Origin of the sequence: Agrilactobacillus yilanensis (assembly GCF_003946725.1) — a bacterium.
Classification (GTDB): domain Bacteria; phylum Bacillota; class Bacilli; order Lactobacillales; family Lactobacillaceae; genus Agrilactobacillus; species Agrilactobacillus yilanensis.
Map to the genome: position 1 here is coordinate 67,638 of NZ_RHOY01000009.1, position 20,484 is coordinate 88,121.

Annotated in this window: 21 protein-coding genes; 17 read left to right on the forward strand and 4 right to left on the reverse strand. The window is 40.0% G+C overall.

Features of this window, described 5'->3' with window-relative positions:
* Positions 1-9: 9 nt before the first annotated feature.
* From metG to EKM93_RS07755, 13 genes are all read left to right on the forward strand, one after another.
* A complete protein-coding gene (metG, locus tag EKM93_RS07695) occupies positions 10-2,019 on the forward strand; it encodes a methionine--tRNA ligase (protein ID WP_125714637.1) in 2,010 nt (669 codons plus the stop codon).
* Between the two features lie 5 nt (positions 2,020-2,024).
* Entirely contained in the window at positions 2,025-2,807 is a 783-nt protein-coding gene (locus EKM93_RS07700; protein ID WP_125714639.1) for a TatD family hydrolase, read from the forward strand.
* Positions 2,794-3,393: a ribonuclease M5 gene (gene rnmV, locus EKM93_RS07705; RefSeq protein WP_125714641.1), complete on the forward strand. Its 600-nt coding sequence runs from the start codon at positions 2,794-2,796 to the stop codon at positions 3,391-3,393. Before EKM93_RS07700 ends, rnmV begins: the two co-directional genes overlap by 14 nt.
* On the forward strand, positions 3,377-4,273 hold the full coding sequence (gene rsmA, locus EKM93_RS07710) for a 16S rRNA (adenine(1518)-N(6)/adenine(1519)-N(6))-dimethyltransferase RsmA (protein ID WP_125714643.1): 897 nt from the start codon (positions 3,377-3,379) through the stop codon (positions 4,271-4,273). Before rnmV ends, rsmA begins: the two co-directional genes overlap by 17 nt.
* Before the next feature lie 93 nt (positions 4,274-4,366).
* On the forward strand, positions 4,367-4,600 hold the full coding sequence (locus EKM93_RS07715) for a Veg family protein (protein WP_125714645.1): 234 nt from the start codon (positions 4,367-4,369) through the stop codon (positions 4,598-4,600).
* 218 nt (positions 4,601-4,818) lie between these two features.
* On the forward strand, positions 4,819-5,697 hold the full coding sequence (ispE, locus tag EKM93_RS07720; RefSeq protein WP_125714647.1) for a 4-(cytidine 5'-diphospho)-2-C-methyl-D-erythritol kinase: 879 nt from the start codon (positions 4,819-4,821) through the stop codon (positions 5,695-5,697).
* A 119-nt stretch (positions 5,698-5,816) separates the two neighbouring features.
* Entirely contained in the window at positions 5,817-6,665 is an 849-nt protein-coding gene (gene purR, locus EKM93_RS07725) for a pur operon repressor (protein WP_125714649.1), read from the forward strand.
* 235 nt (positions 6,666-6,900) lie between these two features.
* A complete protein-coding gene (glmU, locus tag EKM93_RS07730) occupies positions 6,901-8,289 on the forward strand; it encodes a bifunctional UDP-N-acetylglucosamine diphosphorylase/glucosamine-1-phosphate N-acetyltransferase GlmU (protein ID WP_125714651.1) in 1,389 nt (462 codons plus the stop codon).
* Positions 8,290-8,311: 22 nt separating this feature from the next.
* Positions 8,312-9,295, forward strand: a complete 984-nt coding sequence (locus EKM93_RS07735; protein ID WP_125714653.1) for a ribose-phosphate diphosphokinase — start codon at positions 8,312-8,314, stop codon at positions 9,293-9,295.
* 463 nt (positions 9,296-9,758) lie between these two features.
* Entirely contained in the window at positions 9,759-10,730 is a 972-nt protein-coding gene (locus tag EKM93_RS07740) for a mannose/fructose/sorbose PTS transporter subunit IIA (protein ID WP_125714655.1), read from the forward strand.
* Between the two features lie 36 nt (positions 10,731-10,766).
* Entirely contained in the window at positions 10,767-11,576 is an 810-nt protein-coding gene (locus EKM93_RS07745; RefSeq protein ID WP_125714657.1) for a PTS mannose/fructose/sorbose transporter subunit IIC, read from the forward strand.
* A 17-nt stretch (positions 11,577-11,593) separates the two neighbouring features.
* Entirely contained in the window at positions 11,594-12,505 is a 912-nt protein-coding gene (locus tag EKM93_RS07750; protein ID WP_125714659.1) for a PTS system mannose/fructose/sorbose family transporter subunit IID, read from the forward strand.
* 212 nt (positions 12,506-12,717) lie between these two features.
* Positions 12,718-13,101, forward strand: a complete 384-nt coding sequence (locus EKM93_RS07755) for a DUF956 family protein (RefSeq protein ID WP_125714661.1) — start codon at positions 12,718-12,720, stop codon at positions 13,099-13,101.
* A gap of 445 nt (positions 13,102-13,546) precedes the next feature.
* Here the strand turns inward: EKM93_RS07755 and mscL are convergent, their stop codons facing one another.
* Positions 13,547-13,948 carry a large conductance mechanosensitive channel protein MscL gene (mscL, locus tag EKM93_RS07760; protein WP_125714663.1) on the reverse strand — a complete coding sequence of 134 codons (402 nt, stop codon included), beginning with the start codon at positions 13,946-13,948 and terminating at the stop codon, positions 13,547-13,549.
* Between the two features lie 207 nt (positions 13,949-14,155).
* On the opposite strand from mscL, the gene rlmN reads away from it, so the two are divergent.
* Both rlmN and EKM93_RS07770 read left to right on the forward strand, forming a co-directional pair.
* The gene (gene rlmN, locus EKM93_RS07765; RefSeq protein ID WP_125714665.1) at positions 14,156-15,235 is read left to right on the forward strand and encodes a 23S rRNA (adenine(2503)-C(2))-methyltransferase RlmN; all 1,080 of its coding nucleotides are present in this window, start codon (positions 14,156-14,158) and stop codon (positions 15,233-15,235) included.
* Positions 15,236-15,267: 32 nt separating this feature from the next.
* A complete protein-coding gene (locus EKM93_RS07770; protein ID WP_376923052.1) occupies positions 15,268-15,738 on the forward strand; it encodes an NUDIX domain-containing protein in 471 nt (156 codons plus the stop codon).
* A gap of 364 nt (positions 15,739-16,102) precedes the next feature.
* Here EKM93_RS07770 and yidA read toward each other — a convergent pair whose 3' ends face one another.
* Genes yidA through EKM93_RS07785 form a run of 3 tightly spaced genes read right to left on the reverse strand, consistent with a single transcriptional unit; the run spans position 16,103 to position 19,141 of the window.
* A complete protein-coding gene (gene yidA, locus EKM93_RS07775; RefSeq protein WP_125714667.1) occupies positions 16,103-16,912 on the reverse strand; it encodes a sugar-phosphatase in 810 nt (269 codons plus the stop codon).
* 20 nt (positions 16,913-16,932) lie between these two features.
* Positions 16,933-18,279 carry an HD domain-containing protein gene (locus EKM93_RS07780; RefSeq protein WP_125714669.1) on the reverse strand — a complete coding sequence of 449 codons (1,347 nt, stop codon included), beginning with the start codon at positions 18,277-18,279 and terminating at the stop codon, positions 16,933-16,935.
* A gap of 16 nt (positions 18,280-18,295) precedes the next feature.
* Positions 18,296-19,141, reverse strand: a complete 846-nt coding sequence (locus EKM93_RS07785) for a lipoate--protein ligase family protein (protein WP_125714671.1) — start codon at positions 19,139-19,141, stop codon at positions 18,296-18,298.
* A gap of 190 nt (positions 19,142-19,331) precedes the next feature.
* Here EKM93_RS07785 and EKM93_RS07790 point away from each other — a divergent pair, with 190 nt between their 5' ends.
* Positions 19,332-19,778, forward strand: a complete 447-nt coding sequence (locus EKM93_RS07790; RefSeq protein ID WP_125714673.1) for a DUF1934 domain-containing protein — start codon at positions 19,332-19,334, stop codon at positions 19,776-19,778.
* Between the two features lie 43 nt (positions 19,779-19,821).
* Positions 19,822-20,430 carry a DNA-directed RNA polymerase subunit delta gene (gene rpoE / locus EKM93_RS07795; protein WP_125714675.1) on the forward strand — a complete coding sequence of 203 codons (609 nt, stop codon included), beginning with the start codon at positions 19,822-19,824 and terminating at the stop codon, positions 20,428-20,430.
* Positions 20,431-20,484: the final 54 nt, after the last annotated feature.

Sequence of the window (20,484 nt, forward strand, 5' to 3'; positions counted from 1 at the left end):
GCTTAAAGAATGACTGAAAAAAAACCGACATTTTATATTACAACTCCAATCTACTACCCGTCTGGTCGCTTGACCATTGGGAACTCCTACACGACGATTGCGGCGGATACGTTAGCACGTTACAAGCGCTTAGCCGGCTATGATGTCTTTTTCCTGACGGGAACTGACGAACATGGTTTGAAAATTGAACAAAAAGCAGATGCCTTAGGAACTTCACCTCAAGATTATGTAGATGGCATGGCCAAAGATATTAAAAAACTTTGGAAATTATTGGATATTTCATATGATAAGTTTATTCGGACAACGGATGATTACCATGTGGCTGCAGTTCAAAAAATTGTACAGCGGTTAATTGATCAAGGCGATGTTTACTTAGGTGAATACACAGGTTGGTATTCTGTATCTGATGAAGAATATTTCACTGAAACGCAACTTGCTGAAGTTTACCGAGATGATGACGGCAAGGTCATTGGCGGAAAAGCGCCTTCAGGCCATGAAGTTGAATTGGTTAAGGAAGAGTCTTACTTCTTTAAGATGAGTAAGTATGCAGATCGTTTGCTGAAGTATTACGAAGATCATCCCGATTTCATCCAACCTGAATCCCGGAAGAATGAAATGATTAATAACTTCATTAAACCTGGTTTAGAAGATTTGGCAATGTCTCGGACAAGTTTCAATTGGGGCGTTCCCGTACCTAATAATCCAAAACACGTCGTTTATGTCTGGGTAGATGCCTTATTAAACTATATTACGGCCTTAGGTTATGCCAGTGATGATGAACATCTATTTAAGCAGTACTGGCCAGCTAACGTACAGTTTGTTGGTAAAGAAATTGTGCGCTTCCATACAATTTATTGGCCAATTATTTTGATGGCTTTAGGGATTGATATTCCAAAACAAGTCTTTGGACACGGCTGGTTGTTGATGAAAGACGGCAAAATGTCTAAATCCAAAGGTAATGTTGTATACCCAGAAATGTTAGTTGCGCGCTATGGCTTGGATGCTTTGCGTTATTATTTGATGCGGGCAATTCCATTTGGCAATGATGGGATCTTCACACCGGAAGATTTTGTGGACCGGATTAACTTTGATTTGGCCAACGATCTAGGCAACTTGCTGAACCGGACGATTGCAATGATTAATAAATATCGGGCAGGGGCAGTACCTGCTTTACAAACAGGTGTGACCGATTTTGATGCGGATCTAGAAAAAGTCGGTGCAGACTCAATTAAAACGTACATTCAATATATGGATGAATTTAAGTTCTCCAATGCCTTAGATACAGTTTGGCAATTAATTTCCCGGACAAATAAATATATCGATGAAACCCAACCTTGGTTATTGGCTAAAGATGACAGTCAACAAGCCGCTTTGGATAGCGTTTTGGCACATTTAGCTGAATCATTGCGGGTGACTGCTTTAATGATCCAACCAATTATGCCCGCAGCGCCAAAAGAAATGTTTAGTCAATTAGGCTTAGATTTTGAAAATGATGCCCACCAAGATTTAACCTTTGGACAGGCACCGGCAAATATCAAAGTTGTGGCAAAAGGTGAACCAATCTTCCCACGCCTAGATGTTGAAGAAGAAGTGGCTTATATCAAAGCAAAAATGGCTGAGGAGCAAAAGAAATCTAAAGCTACAAATAATATTTTTGATCCAGAAGCGACTGAATTGATCAATCATAAAAAAGAAATCAAGTTTGATAACTTCGATAAAACAGAAATCCGAGTTGCAGAAATTATTGATGTTAATAAAGTTGAAGGCGCCGATAAACTATTGAAGTTTGAATTAGATGCTGGTGATGAAGGGCATCGTCAAATCCTTTCAGGCATTGCAGCTTTTTATCCAAACTTCAAAGAGTTAGTTGGTAAAAAAGTAATGGCCGTAACGAATTTAAAGCCTAGAAAGATGAAAGGCGAAATTAGCCAAGGGATGTTGTTGTCTTCTGAAAAGGATGGCAAGATTCAATTACTCTTTGTAGGGGCAGAACACGCCAATGGGTCTGATGTAGGCTAATGACAATGGCAATTTTTGATTCACACACACATTTAAATGACACGCCATATGCTGGAAAAGAAGCTGAGTTCGTCGCCCATGCAGCAAGTTTGCACGTCACAAATATGGCGATTGTCGGTTCAGATACCACAATGAATGCCAATGCGATTAAGTTAGCCCAACGGTTTGAAGCGCTATACGCCATTGTTGGCTGGCATCCCGAGTCTGCCAAGGACTACACGCCTGACGCTGAAAAAGTCTTGTTAACACAACTGGCGCTGCCAGAAGTAGTGGCTTTAGGTGAAATTGGCCTGGACTATCATTGGGATACGTCCCCACAAGATGTACAGCGACAAGTTTTTGAACGGCAATTGGCCATTGCAGCAAGTGTAAATCTGCCGGTTTCCATTCATAGTCGGGAGGCTTTTGAGGATACTTATCGCTTATTAGCAGCCAGCAAAGTAAGCGATTTTGGCGGTATTATGCACAGTTTTACCGGCGATGAAACTTTGGCACAGCGCTTTTTAGACTTAGGGATGTATATTTCGTTTAGCGGCATGGTGACCTTTAAAAATGCGCCTTTGATCCAAGCTGCTGCTAAAATTGTCCCAGATGATAAATTGCTCGTGGAAACAGATGCACCTTATTTAACCCCAGTACCTTATCGGGGCAAACCCAACGAACCAGGCTATACGTATTATGTTGTTCAGAAATTAGCTGAATTACGTAATACAACACCAGAGCACATTGCAGCAGTGACTTACCACAATGCACAGGAGGTTTTTGGGTTACTAAATGACAAGTCATAAATTAAACATTCCAGAAATAATTGTTGTGGAAGGTAAAGATGATACGAAGCGGTTACATCAATTTGATCCTAATTTGGACACGATTGAAACCAACGGCTCAGCCATTGATCAAGCGACATTAGACTTGATTCAGCAGGCACAAGCAACACGGGGCGTTATCGTTTTTACAGATCCAGATGCCCCAGGTGAAAAAATTAGACAGACGATTATTCAAACAATTCCAGAAGTGAAGCAGGCTTTTTTGCCGGCTTCTTCTGCTGTGCCCAAAGCTAAGGGCACCTTAGGGGTGGAACATGCTTCAGATCAAGCTTTACAGACGGCTTTAAACGCCGCTTATAGTGCAATACCGCTTGCAAAAGTCATTGATCCGATCACCCAGCATGACCTATTAGCAGCCGCATTAATTGTTGGCCCCCAGGCAAAGCGCCGGCGGGTTCAGTTAGGCGATATTTTGCACATTGGTAAAGTTAACGGCAAACAATTGTTAAAACGGTTAAATGCTTTTCAAATCAGTCGAGCTGAATTTGAGAAGGCAGTGGCCCAGGTCAATGAAAGTGAGGCACAGCAAGATGACGAATCATTCTGAATTAATTAGTGAGCCTAGTGTTACCCGGGAAATCTTAAAAAAACATGGGTTTACCTTCAAAAAAAGCTTAGGTCAAAATTTTTTGACCAATCCTGCTTTACTGGAACAAATGGTTTCGGCAGCAAACTTAACCCCTGAAGATCAAGTTTTGGAGATCGGTCCGGGTATTGGCGCATTAACCCAATTGTTGGCCCAGCGCGCACAAAAAGTGGTGGCTTTAGAAATTGATCAACGGTTACTGCCAATTTTGGCGGATACATTAGCGGCTTATGATAATGTGACCGTGAGAAATCAAGATGTTTTAAAAGTCGCTCTACCAGAATTTTTAGCCACTGAATTCGACTTAAATCGACCGATTAAAGTATTGGCTAATTTACCTTATTACATCACAACGCCGATTTTGCTAAAATTGATTGCGGCTACGGATGAACTGGCTGAAATTATTGTTATGATGCAATATGAAGTGGCTCAGCGTTTAATTGCCGAACCAGGACATAAAACTTATGGCTCCTTAAGCGTCGCTGTACAGATGAATATGGACGCTGAGATCGCAGTTAAAGTGCCTAAGACGGCATTTATACCCCAGCCTAAGGTAGATTCAGCAATTGTTCGCTTAACGGCTTTAAAAGACCCGCTTATCCCAGCTGCGGATAAATTAGCTTTTAATAACTTTGTTCAAATTGTTTTTAAGCAGCGACGTAAACGATTATTGAATAATTTAATCCAGCATTTTGGCGGTGGCAGTGAAGCCAAACAAAAATTTTCAGACTGTCTGGCAAAGGTTGATCTATCACCGGATATTCGTGCAGAAGCCCTGTCAATTACAGAACTTTACGGCTTATTTACAATTTTATTAAAAGATGGCTATAAATTGATATAAATTTACATTTTAGTCTGGAAAAATCTATAATCTTGTGGTAAAATGGCAAATTTCCCATTTTTGTGATATAATAGTTGCACAAGGGGTGAGTGCATGCCAATGACATTAGCAAGTATCAAGCATGATCTTGATGGAAAAGTTGGACATAGTCTAACAGTTGTTGCACAGGCAGGTCGTAAAAAGACGACACGAAGACGGGGAACGCTGAAAGAAACTTATCCAGCGGTATTCGTAGTCGATTTAGACCAAAAGGAAAATTCCTTTGAACGGGTCTCTTATAGTTATGCGGATCTACTCACGAAGTCAATTGAAATTGATTTTGATTAGAACTGACAAATTATTTGATTCAAAAATACGTTGCTATAACATTTCATAAAAACGTTAAAAAAAGACAGTTGTCATAATTTTGTGGCAACTGTCTTTTTTTAAGCCTAAATGGACTAAAACTGACAGCATAAAAATAAACACTGAAGTCGATTGACTCTTTTTTTGCCACCTTATTATAGGCTATAATTAGATTAATAAATTAAGTTTGGTGAATCTTTATGGCAGAAGTATATATGGCACCCGCTAAATTAAATTTGGCGGTGAATATTTTAGGACAGTACCCTAATCGAGAATTTCAATGGGATACCATTACGACCTCATTGAACTTATTTGATTACGTCCACTTAAATCTACGGACTGACAATCGCATTACTTTTAAGACCAATATGAGTTTTGTGCCAGAGGATCAGCGTAATCTAGCCTTTAAAGCCGCGTTATTGCTGCAACGTAACTATCAAGTGCATCAAGGGGTTGATATTTATATTGAAAAAAATATCCCTGTTTCAGCTGGACTAGGTGGTGGCAGTAGTGATGCTGCTGCCATCCTTCGTGGCTTAAATAAACTCTGGCAGCTGCAGCTGACGCGCCAGGAATTACTTGAACTGGGTGTGACATTAGATGAGGACGTTCCTTATTGTATTATTTCGCGTTTAAGCCGGGTTCAGGAGCGAGGACAACTGGTGACACCGCTGCAGACGAAGACACATCTTTATTTCATTGTTGTAAAGCCGGATTTTTCGGTTTCAACTAAAAAAATATCAGAACAAATTAAACCCGACCAGCTTAAACGACGACCAGATATTCAACGGGTCCAAAATGGACTATTAACGAATAATTATCCCGAAATTATTGCCGGGATGGGTAATGTTATTGAAACGGTGACCGCTCAAAAACATAGTGAAATTGATCATCTAAAAACAAAATTAATTCAATTTGGTGCGGATGGCGCAGCTATGTCTGGTAGTGGGCCGACCGTATTTGGCCTTTGTCACAGTCAAAGTCGGGCCCATCATGTCTTAAATAGCATGCGGGGCTTTTGTCGACAAGTTTACCTGTTGCAGTCCTATACATTAAATCATGATGAGATAATTCTATAGAAATACGAACAATATTCGTTGTTTTTAGAATAAAGCTATGATTTTCCTATCCGAACACGTATAATGTTATCAGTTATTCAGTCGTATAGGGACTTTAAATAAAGGAGTTTTATTTTATCATGAAAGTACGCAGAAGCAATCGTGTGATTGATATGACACGCTATCTCTTAGAACGGCCCCACACTCTAGTACCATTGACTTATTTCTCGGAAAAATTCAGTTCAGCCAAATCGTCAATTAGTGAAGACTTAACCATTATTCGCAATACTTTTGCCAGACAAGGCACTGGTATTTTGGAAACCGTTCCTGGTGCAGCTGGCGGCGTACGCTTTATCCCTACAGTGGAAGCCCAAGCAGCACAGGACTTTTTAACAGATATGAGTGAACGCATTTCTGAATCAGATCGTCTCTTGCCTGGGGGTTATGTTTATTTGTCTGACTTATTAGGGACACCTGAAGTTTTACGGCAAGTCGGCAAATTAATCGCAGCGCAATATGCTAAAAAATCAGTGGATGTCGTGATGACTATTGCGACAAAGGGGATCCCTATTGCGCAAAGTGTGGCCTATTATTTAAATAAGCCGTTTGTTATTGTTCGCCGAGATTCTAAAATTACAGAAGGTTCAACGGTCAGTGTCAACTATGTTTCTGGTTCATCTAACCGGATTGAAAAAATGGAACTGTCTAAAAGAAGTTTAAAGCAAGACGCCAATGTCTTAATCGTTGATGACTTTATGAAGGGCGGCGGTACGATTAGTGGCATGTGCAGCATGGTCAAAGAATTTGATGCTAATTTGGCCGGTATCGCAGTTTTTGGTGAAGGTAATTTTGAAGGCAAACGCAATATTCCTACCTATACGTCACTGATTCGGGTTGAACAAATTGATACGGATAATAATCAAATTCTAGCTGTCCCCGGAAATTATGTGGCTCAAACTGATTTTATTCAGCTGCAACCAAAAGCTTAAATGACTTTAAAAGAAATTTCGGGACAGATAGTTTAATTTGTAATCTTTTTGTTTTATTTCTGTATAATATACGTAATCCCTTATACAGCAATGTTTATGTCGTTATAAATTTAGAAAATAATTTAAAATTAACTAGAATTAACAAGAAGGCTTATTTTGCCACTGTTCATTAGGTGGGTTTTAATGTAGAATAGTTGCGGATATTGACTTTTTTTATGAAGGGAAGAACTCAGCAATGTCTGATAGATATACCATTATTTTAGCAGCCGGCCAAGGGACTCGGATGAAGTCAAAACTTTACAAAGTTTTACACACTGTCTGTGGACAGCCGATGGTAGACCATGTATTAACGCAAGTTGAACAGCTAAAACCTGCTAAAATTGTTACCGTTGTAGGTCACGGTGCTCAAACAGTTGAGACTGTTTTAGGCCAGCGCACTGAATATGCTTTGCAAGAAGCACAGTTGGGTACAGGCCATGCTGTCTTGCAAGCAGAGACATTGCTTGGCGCCAAAGACGGGATGACTTTAATTGTCAATGGCGATACACCGCTTTTAACGGCGGATACATTTAATCAATTATTTAAATTTCATGAAGAAAAAAAAGCACAAGCAACTATTTTAACGGCTGTTGCCCCAGATCCAACGAGCTATGGTCGGATTATTCGAAATGATTTAGGCAATGTAGAACGAATTGTTGAACAAAAAGATGCCACTCATGAAGAAGCCGCAATTACTGAAATTAATACAGGTGTTTATTGCTTCGATAATAAGACATTATTCGACGCATTGCATCATGTGACAAATGAAAATGCACAAGGGGAATATTACTTAACAGATGTCATTCAAATTATTCGTCAAAGCGGTGGCGTTGTATCCGCTTACAAAATGACTGATTTTGAAGAATCCATGGGTGTTAACGATCGAGTGGCTCTAGCAAAAGCAACGGCAGTCATGCAGCAACGCATTAATGAACAGCATATGCGTAATGGGGTTACAATCATTGATCCAAAAGCCACCTATATTGACACTGGCGTTGAAATTGGCAACGACACGGTTATTGAACCTGGTGTTTTACTAAAGGGTAAAACAAAAATTGGTTCTGGGTGCGTGATTGGCGCTAATTCTAAATTAACAGATGCTATTCTTGAAGATGACGTCACTGTGACTGCATCAACGATCGAGGACTCAATTATGCATCGTGGCAGCAACATTGGCCCGAATAGCCATTTGCGGCCTAAATCAGATATTGGCGAAGATGTCCACATCGGCAACTTCTGTGAGATTAAAAAAGCGGTGATTGGCCCACGGACGAAAGTCGGTCATTTAACGTATGTTGGGGATGCCACTTTGGGCAGCGATATTAACGTGGGCTGTGGGGTCGTTTTTGTCAATTATGATGGCATTAAGAAGTTCCATACCAATGTAGGCGACCATGTCTTTTTAGGTAGTAATTCTAATGTGATTGCACCAGTAGACATTGCAGATCATAGCTTTATTGCAGCGGGTTCTACGGTAACAGATGATGTGCCGAAACACGCCATGGCAATTGCCCGGGCACGGCAGACCAATAAACTAGATTATTGGCAAAATTTACCTTTAGCAGATGTTAAAGATTGGGAATAATTAATTGAAAATGGAGGTCAACATGACAACTGCATATACGAACCAGCATGAATTAAAACTTTTTGCTTTAAATTCGAATTTTCCACTCGCTCAAAAAATTGCTGAGGCTGTGGGTGTGCCCTTAGGGAAATCTTCAGTGAACCGCTTTAGTGATGGCGAAATTCAAATTAATATTGATGAGAGTATTCGTGGCTGTGACGTTTTCTTAATTCAATCCACTTCAAATCCAGTAAATGATAACTTGATGGAGCTGTTAATCATGATCGATGCGCTTAGAAGAGCTTCAGCGCACCGTGTAAACTTAGTGATTCCTTATTACGGCTATGCAAGACAAGATCGTAAAGCGAAGCCAAGAGAACCAATTACGGCCAAATTAGTGGCCAATATGATGCAGCGTTCTGGGGCGGATCGGGTGTTGACCATTGATTTACATGCTGCTCAAATTCAAGGATTCTTTGATATACCAGTGGATCATTTGATGGGCGCACCATTGATTTCGGATTACTTCTTGAAAAATAATTTAGAAAAAGATGCCGTCGTTGTTTCACCCGATCATGGGGGCGTTACGCGGGCGCGGCAATTGTCTAAGTTTTTAAAGGTGCCCTTAGCAATTATTGACAAACGGCGGCCTAGAGCTAACGTTGCTGAAATTATGAATATCATTGGACATGTAGACGGCAAACGCTGCATTATCATTGATGATATGATTGATACTGCCGGCACGATTACATTAGCTGCCCAAGCGTTAAAAGACGCCGGTGCAACCGAAGTTTATGCTAGCTGTACGCACCCAATCTTGTCTGGACCAGCGATTGAACGGATTAGTGATTCAGCGATTTCTAAATTAGTCGTGACGGATACAATCCAACTGCCAAAAGAAAAAATGATTGATAAAATGGTTCAAATTTCAGTTGGCGAATTAATGGGCACGGCGATTGAACATGTTTATCATAATAATCCAGTAAGTCCATTATTTGAAACAAGATTCAAGAGTACTCAAAACTAAATATATAAAAAAGTACAGTTTATTAATGATAAACTGTACTTTTTGTATGAACTTTTATAGTACCATAACTTATTAGCATCTCTGCAAAATAATTCAAAAAACAGAGGTTTTATAAACTTTAAAGGAAATTTAAAATAAAATTAAAAATATAAGTCAACCAAAAATTTTTAGTTTCCCATAAATTTTTCGCGATATATCGTGTTTTTAGTTAAGACTGGCAAGAAATCTGAAATATTAGTTTTCACTTTTTTTTGAAAAACCAATTGGTACATACCCTTTCATGAAAATGAACAGACAATATCAAGAAAACACTTGCAAAATCGTGAATTTATGAGTATATTCGTATCAGTGATATTCTTAATTGTATATTTATGGGATTGCAATTATTACCACATTCTTAATATTTATGTTTTAGACATTTTTTCTAAGAGTATCACTAATTTTATTTTAGGAGGCGATCCATATGGTTGGAATCATTCTTGCAAGTCACGGCAAGTTTGCAGAGGGCATTATGCAATCTGGACAAATGATTTTTGGCGAACAGGAAAAAGTAGAAGCTGTTACTTTTATGCCAAATGAAGGTCCAGACGACTTAAAAGCACATCTGGAAGCTGCTGCTGCTAAGTTTGATCCTGAAGATGAAGTTTTATTTTTAGTTGATCTTTGGGGTGGCTCACCATTCAACCAATCCAATGGTCTGTTTGAACAACATAAGGACAAATGGGCTATTGTAACGGGACTTAACCTGCCGATGTTAATTGAGGCTTATGGGTCACGTTTGACAATGAACTCTGCTCAAGAAATTGCTGCGCATTTAGTCGAAGCTGGGCGTGAGGGCGTCAAAATCAAACCGGAAGCATTGGAACCAAAACCTGCTGCAGCTGCACCTAAGAAATCAGGCGCTAGCGCTGGGGCACCAGGTAAAATGAGTTATGTATTAGTTCGGGTGGATTCTCGACTATTACATGGTCAGGTTGCAACGGCTTGGACGAAATCTGTTAATCCAACTCGGATCATTGTTGTTTCAGACAACGTCGCAAAAGACGATCTTCGTAAGAACTTAATCACACAAGCTGCTCCTCCAGGTGTTAAAGCACACGTTGTGCCAGTGGATCAAATGATCAAATTAGCACAAGATGACAAACACTTTGGTGGGCAACGGGCCTTATTACTATTTGAAAATCCGCAAGACGTTCTTAGAGCAGTGGATGGTGGATTGAGTTTTGATTCACTTAACGTTGGTTCTATGGCACACTCGACTGGTAAAGTTCAACCGAATAAAGTTTTAGCTTTTGATCAAAATGATATTGACACTTTCAAGAAATTAGAAGATAAGGGCATCAGTTTTGATGTTCGTAAAGTACCTAATGATTCTAAGGGCAATATGGACGACATCATGAAGAAGGCTCAAAACGAGTTGAATGAAAAGAAATAATTTCAGTTATCAGGCGGAAATGGAGGATTAATAATCATGAATTTAAATGCTATTCAAATGATATTAGTCATTATCGTCGCGTTTCTTGCTGGTATGGAAGGTATTTTGGATGAATTCCACTTCCACCAACCAGTAATTGCTTGTACGTTAATTGGCTTAGTTACAGGGAACTTAGCACCTTGTCTTATTTTAGGTGGTCAACTACAATTGATCGCATTAGGCTGGGCAAATATCGGCGCCGCTGTTGCACCCGATGCTGCTTTAGCTTCTATCGCATCTGCAATTATTCTAGTACTTGGGGGCCAAGGCAAGGCCGGTGTTCAATCAGCGATCGCCATTGCCATCCCACTTGCTGTTGCCGGTTTGTTACTAACAATCTTGGCACGTACTTTAGCAACTGTTATTGTTCATATCATGGACGGTGCTGCTAAAGATGGTAACTTTAGAAAAGTTGAATTATGGCATATTTTAGCAATCTGCATGCAAGGTTTGCGTATCGCAATTCCTGCTGCTTTAATCTTAGCAGTTGGTAGTGGCCCTGTAAGAGGGATGCTTGAAGCAATGCCAGTTTGGTTAACAGATGGTTTAGCTATCGGTGGTGGCATGGTCGTTGCCGTTGGTTATGCGATGGTTATCAACATGATGGCTACGCGTGAAGTATGGCCATTCTTCGCCATTGGTTTTGTTTTAGCAACAATCCAACAATTAACATTAATCGCTTTAGGGACTATCGGTGTATCACTTGCCCTTATCTACTTAGCACTTGGCAAACAAGGCGGCTCAGGTAATGGTGGCAATGCGTCTGGTACAGGGGATCCTCTCGGCGACATAATTGATGACTACTAAGAAGGAGGCGGACACAAATGGCAAAAGAAATTAGTTTAACGAAAAAAGATCGTATTTCTGTTTGGTGGCGTTCGACTTTCATTCAAGGGTCTTGGAACTACGAACGTATGCAAAACGGTGGCTGGGCTTACACATTAATTCCAGCACTTAAAAAATTATATACTACTAAAGAAGACCGTGCCGCTGCATTAAAACGTCACTTGGAATTCTTTAATACCCATCCATATGTAGCTTCACCAATCATCGGGGTTACATTAGCACTTGAAGAAGATAGAGCTAATGGCGCACCTGTTGATGACGTTACGATCCAAGGGGTTAAAGTTGGTATGATGGGTCCTTTGGCAGGTATCGGGGATCCAGTATTCTGGTTCACGGTTAAACCTATCTTAGGTGCCTTAGCTGCATCACTTGCAATTTCTGGGAACATTCTTGGCCCAATCTTGTACTTTGTATTATGGAATGCCATTCGGATGGCATTCATGTGGTACACACAAGAATTTGGTTACAAAGCTGGTTCTAAGATTACAGAAGACGTTTCTGGTGGTTTATTACAAGACATCACAAAAGGTGCGTCAATATTAGGTATGTTCATCCTGGGATCATTGGTTAACCGATGGGTTTCTATCTCATTTACACCAACCGTATCTTCTGTCAAATTAGACAAAGGTGCTTTTATCGACTGGGGTAAATTACCATCTGGCGCCAAAGGTATCCAAGAAGCATTGTTACAACAAAAAGCTGGTTTATCTTTAACACCTGAAAAGGTTACAACGTTACAAGATAACTTAGATAGCTTGATTCCTGGTTTAGCTGCCTTAGGGTTAACATTATTCTGCATGTGGTTATTGAAGAAGAAAGTTTCTCCAATCGTTATCATCCTCGGCTTGTTCGTTGTTGGTATCGTCTTCCACTTAATTCACTTAATGTAATCCAAAAAAGTGAACGAATTAAACTTGAATTATGAAGAATTTATGACAAAGTAAATTCTTTTGAAGAGGCTGAGTCAAAAGTTAACTTTTGGCGCAACCTCTTCTTTTTTTACCATTGTCTGGGACATTTTCTACAAGACTTTGCTTGTTTGAGCCACAGACTTTATAATTAAACTAAGGCGAATTAAAAACGTAAAGAATGGAGCGGCGTCATGGTTCAATCGATCAATACAAAAGTTGAATTAGTTATCAATGGAACTTCATACTTAGGCATGCCAGAGTATGGGCAAATTATGATTGGCGATAAGGGTTTTGAATTTTACAATAGCCGGGATGCTAAGAAGTTCATTCAAATTCCTTGGGAAGAAGTAGAATATGTCATTGCCTCAATCGTATTCAAAGGAAAGTGGATTCCAAGATATGCCTTGCGGACGCGAAAAAATGGGACTTACTCTTTTTCATCCAGAGATCCTAAGCGTACATTGCGCGCTATCAGAGAACACGTAGATCCGGAGCATATGGTCCGCTCATTGGGCGTCTGGGACGTTACAAAAAACGGCGTTAAAGGCATTTGGCATAAAATTAGGAAAAAATAACAGAGCGTGAAGGGGTACGATTTTGACTTCGAACACTAACCTAGAATTATGAAATAAGCGGTTTTCGCTTATGAATAATTCGTAGTTATGTGAGAAGTCAGTGCCCCTGAACGCGTTTAAAGATCAGAGCGTGACAAAAGACGGGTTGATTTTGAGCATAGCCTAGGTTAACGCCGTGAGCGGTTTTCGCTTACAAGTTAGACGTAGCTAAGCGCAAAAATCAGTGTTGGTGAACGCGTTTCAAAACCAGAGCGTGACAAAAGACGGGTTGATTTTGAGCATAGCCTAGGCTAACGCCGTGAGCGGTTTTCGCTTACAAGTTAGACGTAGCTAAGCGCAAAAATCAGTCTTTGGGAACGCGTTTAAACCAGAGTGTGACAATCACAAATAAATAGAGGCTAGGCCCAAAATTAATTTTTCAGGGCTAGCCTCTATTTATTCGTACTTATTGTTTTGTATCGTTTTGTGCTTTAAGTAAATCGCGAATTTCCTTAAGGTAAATTTCGTCTTGCGGTACTTCTGGTTCAGCTTCCGCAGCCTCGTCAGCTTTACGGCGAGACATCGCATTTAACTTATTCAAAGCCTTAACCACTAAGAAGATAACAAAAGCAGTAATTAAGAAGTTAATAATATCATTGATAAAATTACCGATTTTGAATTCAGCTGCCCCAACTGTGAATGAAAGGTATGAAAAATTGATCTTACCAACAAACAAGCCGAGTAGCGGATTAATCAAATTGGTCGTTAAAGACGAAACCATTTGATTCAAGGCGGCCCCAATAATAACGGCAACAGCCAGATCTACAACGTTGCCTCGCATTACAAACTCTTTAAACTCTTTTAACATTTTTTCAGCCTCCTTTTGTGAATGTGGTGTTAGTGAGATACTAATAATTATATGGGAATTAATTTGTTTTGTGAAGTTTTATCGAGGATTCTCTTATTGCTTAATATTATAAAGTATCTTATAGTAAGATGATTAGCATAAACGACACTAATTTCTGACATTATAGAAAGTCAGTTAACAATTAAGAAAGCAACGGAGGCCTCATTTTTGAAAGCATCAATTTATGATTTAACATTGCCACAGCTCACTCAGTGGTTAGAAGCACATGATCAAAAGAAATTCCGCAGTAAACAGATTTGGCATTGGTTATATCAAAGCCGAGTTCGTAGTTTTGATGAAATGCACAATTTACCGGCAAATTTAATTAGTATTTTAACCGAAAACTTTGATTTTAGCCCATTAAAACCGATCGTGACACAACGCGCTAGTGATGGAACAACGAAGTATTTATTCCAGTTATCGGACGGCTTAATGATTGAGACGGTTTTGATGTATATGGAATATGGTCTATCTGTCTGTGTTACAACACAGGTTGGCTGTAATATTGGCTGTACTTTTTGTGCCAGTGGTTTAATCCGTAAACAAAGAGATTTAACAGCGGGTGAAATTGTTGCCCAGATTATGCAAGTCCAACATTATTTGGACGATCAGAAAAAAGACGAGCGGGTTGGGCATGTTGTTGTAATGGGTATCGGCGAACCATTTGATAACTTTGATAATGTTATGAACTTCATCGATATTATTAAAGATCAACAAGGCTTAGCGATTGGTGCTCGGCATATTACAGTGTCTACTTCAGGTTTGGCCCACAAAATTCGGGAATTCGCTGATCGCGGGACGCAAGTTAATTTGGCCATTTCACTTCATGCGCCGAATAATGAATTAAGAAGTCAGATTATGCGTATTAATCGAGCTTATCCTTTAGAAAAATTATTTGATGCAATCAATTATTATATTGATCAGACAAATCGCCGAGTAACATTTGAATACATTATGCTAAATGATGTTAATGATCATGTTCAAGAGGCTAAAGAATTGGTAGCTTTATTACGCCCGATTAAAAAACTAGCATATGTTAACATCATTCCTTATAATCCAGTAACGGAACATGACCAATATAGTCGTAGTAGTAAAAATACGATCAGCAAGTTTTATGATACTTTGATGCAAGGTGGTATTAATTGCGTCGTGCGTCGTGAACACGGGACGGATATTGACGCTGCTTGTGGTCAATTGCGTAGCAACGAGATGAAAAAACAAGAAGCAAAACAAGAAGCGAAAGCTTAACAAATCTTTGTCACAGAAAATGGGGGATTAGCGTGGTTAAAGAAGTTGAACCGAGCGAGATTGATGAAGCTGTTTTTGGAACAAAAGAACCGGAGCTGCCTTATAAGACACGCATCGGTGCGTATATCATTATTCCAGATGCGCAGCATTATCGAATGCTTTTAGTGACGGCACCCAATGGCGCTTTATTGTTACCTGGCGGTGAGATGGAGTCAGGAGAAGATCAGTTGGCAACTTTGAAAAGAGAACTTTTGGAAGAGGCTGGCTTTCAAGTTACTGGTGTTCACTATTTAGGACGTTCCGGAGAATATTATTATTCACATTTCCGGCAGCAGGCTTATTATAACCCAGGTTATTTTTATGTGGCAGAATCGTTCAAAAAAATAAAAGATCCGCTAGAAGATTTCAACAACTTGATTTGGCTGCCAATCCCTCAAGGCCTGCAAGGTTTGAAACGCCCAACCCATCAGTGGGCTGTGGAAAAGTGGTTAACAATTAGATAAGGCGATATAAATAAAAAGCGACTGAGTCAATTAATTGACTTGGTCGCTTTTACTTTTTGGGACTTATATCGTAAGCCTAGGTTAGTGCTCGAGGCTTTCCCGCTCTAGCTTGCGCTCTGGTTCTGAAACGCGCTCGAGCTTACTGACAATTTACCTAACTACGTCTTACTCACAAGCCAAAAACGGGCTTATGTCGTAAGCCTAGGTTATGCGCATTGTCAACCCGTAAGCTCTCGCGCTCTGGTTCCGAAACGCGTTCACTAGAGCAAAGCTCTCACCTAACTACGTCCTGTTTGTAAGTAAAGCCCACTTACGGCACAGGCCTAGGTTAGTGCTCGAGGCTTTCCCGCTCTAGCTCACGCTCTTATAATATAGTCTGGATTGCTTTTCCAACGCCGCTTTCGTTGTTGTCGGTGGTGTGTTTGTTGGCGATGGCTTTGACTTGAGGGACGGCGTTGCCCATGGCGACGCCGGTGCCGGCGTATTCTAGCATGGTTAGGTCGTTACGTTCGTCGCCAATGGCCATAATTTCATCTTGTTGGATGTTTAAGTAGCTTGCTAATTCTGCAATGGCGTTGCCTTTACTGACGTTTTTATTCATGACTTCAATAAAGTATGGGGTGGAGTTTACGATGTAGTATTGGTCGTGTAGTGCTTCGGGGATTTTGGGACCAGCGGCACTAATTAGTTTCGGATCATCGATCATCATGACTTTAGAGAAGCGGTGGGTTGGCTCAAACTCGGCTAATGGCCGATAAAATAATGGTAAGTCTACTAAGGCACTTTCTAAAACAGTGTAGCGATTGATGTCTTTGTTAGGCGTGTACATGGCATTTTTATCTTCAGCGTGGATGTGGATATTTAGCGTTTTTGATAAATCATAAAAAGTCTGGAAGGTTTCAAAGGGGATTGTGTGCTCCAAAATAGTGGCATTAGTTTTGTTTTCTTGAACTAACGCGCCATTAAAAGTGATGGTATAGTGTTCTTCGGACCATAAATTTAATTCTTCCAAATATTTGCGTAAACCATTTAGTGGGCGACCGCTGGCCAAAACAACTTGAATGCCCGCAGCGTCAGCCGCCTTAATTGCAGCTTTGTTTTCAGGACTAATAACTTGTTGATCGTTTAATAAAGTGCCATCCATATCAATGGCAATGAGTTTTATTTTTGACATAATTACTCCTTTGGATTTGTTTAGATAAGCATACCATTTTTAATATGGTTTTGAAATTCTTGATAAACGGGGGTAAAGAGCTGTAAATCCGTGGGTTGAAGCATTTCTTTCGGAAAATAAAAGCGCCGATCTCCCGTGGCACTGTTGGCCAGGGCATGGACTAAAGGGCTTAATGTGGAGAGCTCATTCAAGGTGCCATCTGCTTCCATGACTTCGATTTGCGGTTTGATACGGGTAGCTTGATTTGTGGGATTATAGGCGTCATAAGGTTGGTCAAAGCTGGCATTGGTTGCTGTAAAATAAGCTTGATCAAAGCCGGCTTCGGTAACTAATTGGGTCATAGTTGCTAATTTTGTTTTAGTAGCTTCGGTGTATTCGATGGATTTTAATGGTTTTCGATCTAAAAAGCGATGCGCTAAATTCCGTAAAATATCGTCGGTGTTATCTTGCCAATAATTAAAATAAGTATTTAAGACGCCATCGTCTAGGCGCAAATAGTCATTTAGTGTGAAATTATTTTCAAAAAAAGGTTCCAGCAAAGTTGGGGTTTGAATTTGGCGACTGCCTTGCTGCTCACATAAATATTTAGCCCGTTGCAGCAAATGAGTCAAAATCACTTCCATGCCTCGGGATACGGGATGGAAGTAGACTTGTTGATACATTTGATAACGGCAGACAATATAATCTTCTACAGCGTGCATGCCATTAGCTTGAATAACAATGCCATCTTGAAACGGCCGCATAACTCTTAAAATACGCGTCACATCAAAAAGGCCGTATTTTGTGCCTGTGTTATAAGCATCCCTGAGCAAATAGTCCATACGATCAGCGTCAATTTGACTAGAGATCATTTGAACGACTTGGGGATTGGGGTAAGTTTTTTGAATCACACTGGCGACTTTTTCCGGAAAATCTGGACTAATAGAGCGTAGCACTTGATTGACTTGGGTTTCTGGTGCGGTAATAATCCGAACGGTCCAAGCTTCATGATCGGTATTAAAAATACGTTCAAATGTGTGGGAATAAGGACCATGGCCAATGTCGTGGAGCAAAGCAGCACATAAAGCAACCAGCCGCTCTTGGTCATTCCATAAGCCATCGCCAGGTGTTTGACTGGGATAATTTCGCAAGAAATTGTCACAGATCCGTCGAGTGAGTTCATAAACCCCTAAGGAATGTGTAAAGCGGGTATGTTCAGCACCGTGAAAAATCAAGGCAGTCGTACCCAACTGCTTGATCCGTCGTAAGCGCTGGAATTCCCGAGTATTAATCAAGTCTAAGATGATTTGGTGTTCAATATGGATATAGTTATGCACTGGATCACGAAAAACTTTTTCTCGAGGTAACAGTTTTGCATTAGTCGTCATTAATTGAATCGACTCCTTAAAGATGCGGTAAATCCCGCTGATTACGTTGTTGTAAATTAGTTAAAAATTGTTGGAAGTAAGCTTGATACTCTGGCTCTTGTGCGAGTGTTGTAAAATCTGCAGTCGTATTTAGCAGCTGATTTTGTTCAAAGACACTAAGCAATTGCTGTTTAACATCCGTTAAAGTCAGTGGTTGCTGTAATAAGGTTTCCAAGTTTGCCATGGACGAAGGATCAATATCAGGAAAGGTCCATTTTGTAGTAGCATCTTTTAAGCCAGTCGTATAAAAATCCTTTAAGAGCTGACTTCGGCCATGCTGGTCACCATTGACACTGAGGTATAACATAATAATGACACCATTTTGAGCCCGGCGTTGAGAGATACCACCGAATTTTTGCCCGGCGATACTCAAATCATAAGTCCCCGGACAATAAGAGCGGGTGATCTCGTAGGCTTCAATCGGTTGGGGCGCGTTTGGAAAAGCACGCTGAACCCAAGTCACCATTTGATTATAAGCAGCGTCAATACCGGCATCTTTATAATTTGGCAGACATAAAGAGACATTCAAAATACCAGCGTCACTGGCAACCGCCAAGCCACCAGAATTACGAATGAAGTAATGTTTTTGCTGTTGGTTTAGAACTTGTAAGGCTTCTGAAAAATACGGCAGTTTTGTATCCATCATGCCTAAAATAATTGAATCTTCCAAGGTCCAAAAATGAATTAACGGCTGATCAAAAGTGTCACTATAGCGTAAAATAGCATTTGTATCAGCGAAACTTTCTAAATTATGGCTGGGTGTATAATGCTTATCAGCCACTAAAAAAGAAGTAGTGGGATAAATCTGTGCGAGTTCTTGCATACAATCACCTTATATTGTTATAGAATATATAATTATATGATTAATTATAGACCATTTATAAATTGTCGTCATTATGGAGCGGTATAGCTAATGATAAATTTTAGAAAACAAGCTTTAAAAAATAAATATGATTTGTGATAGACACCATTTAAATTTATAATAAGTCTAGAAAGAAAGGACGGGATTTTAAATGGATTTAACAAATGCAACACCCATTGAAATTCATCTGCAGACTATTGTTAATCAAGCAGGTGAAACCACAAAACATGTCTTTGACGAACCAGGGCAACTCGTTCAAATTGGCGACACCCTTTATTTTAGATATTCAGAAGTAGATGAAAAGACAGGTGCAAAAACACCGGTGATGATTAAAGTCATGGGTAACGGGGATGTGCAGTTATCACGGATGTCCCGCCAAGATGGCATTAATCTAAAACTATTTTTTAGTCTAGGCAATAAGATGGTGGCCCGTTATAAAACGCCTTATGGGGAAATTCCGGTGGAAACCATCACCCCTAAACTGCAATTTCGCATGAAAAATCGCCCGATTTCTGGAGAATTATATATTGAATATAAACTTTTTGCTAGCGGTGATCATATTGGTGATTATCAATTACAATTGATTTTTACGGCGTAAGGGTATATTATGAGGAGTAGACTGCTGAAGGGACGTGTACTGGTTGGATCTAGACATTTTTAATGGACAAAAGAAGTCCGAACTTTCTATGATTGAAGTTGCGCACGCTATTTTAACGCAAAAGGGTGAAGTTGTCCCCTTTGCTGATTTAGTGAATGCCATCCAAACCTATCTAGACAAAAGTGATCAAGAAATTAGAGATCGCTTATCTCAATTTTATACTGATTTGAACATTGACGGTCGGTTTATTTCATTGGGCGAAAATGTATGGGGTTTGCGTGAATGGTATCCGTATGATTCCGTTGACGAGGAAGTTAATCATCCTGAAGATGAAGAAGGTGCACCACGTCGTAAACGTCGGAAGAAGGTTAACGCCTTTTTAGCAGACGTCGATGATGACGATGATGTAATCGATTATAACGATGATGATCCTGAAGACGACGATTTTGAAGATGACGACGAAGAAGAAACTGAAGAAAAAGAAACTGAAGAGTTAGATGCATATAATGACGAATTAGGCGAGATTGACGATGATGAAGACGACGATTTACCAGACGGTATCGAAGGTCAGCTCTCTGAATTCGGTGAAGATGATGAAGACGAAGATGAAGATGACGACTTTGGTGAGGATTCATCAAACGACGGTAAGTAGGCTTTAAAAAGCGACTGATTTTCTCTTGACTCTTGTATACTTTTCATGTACTAT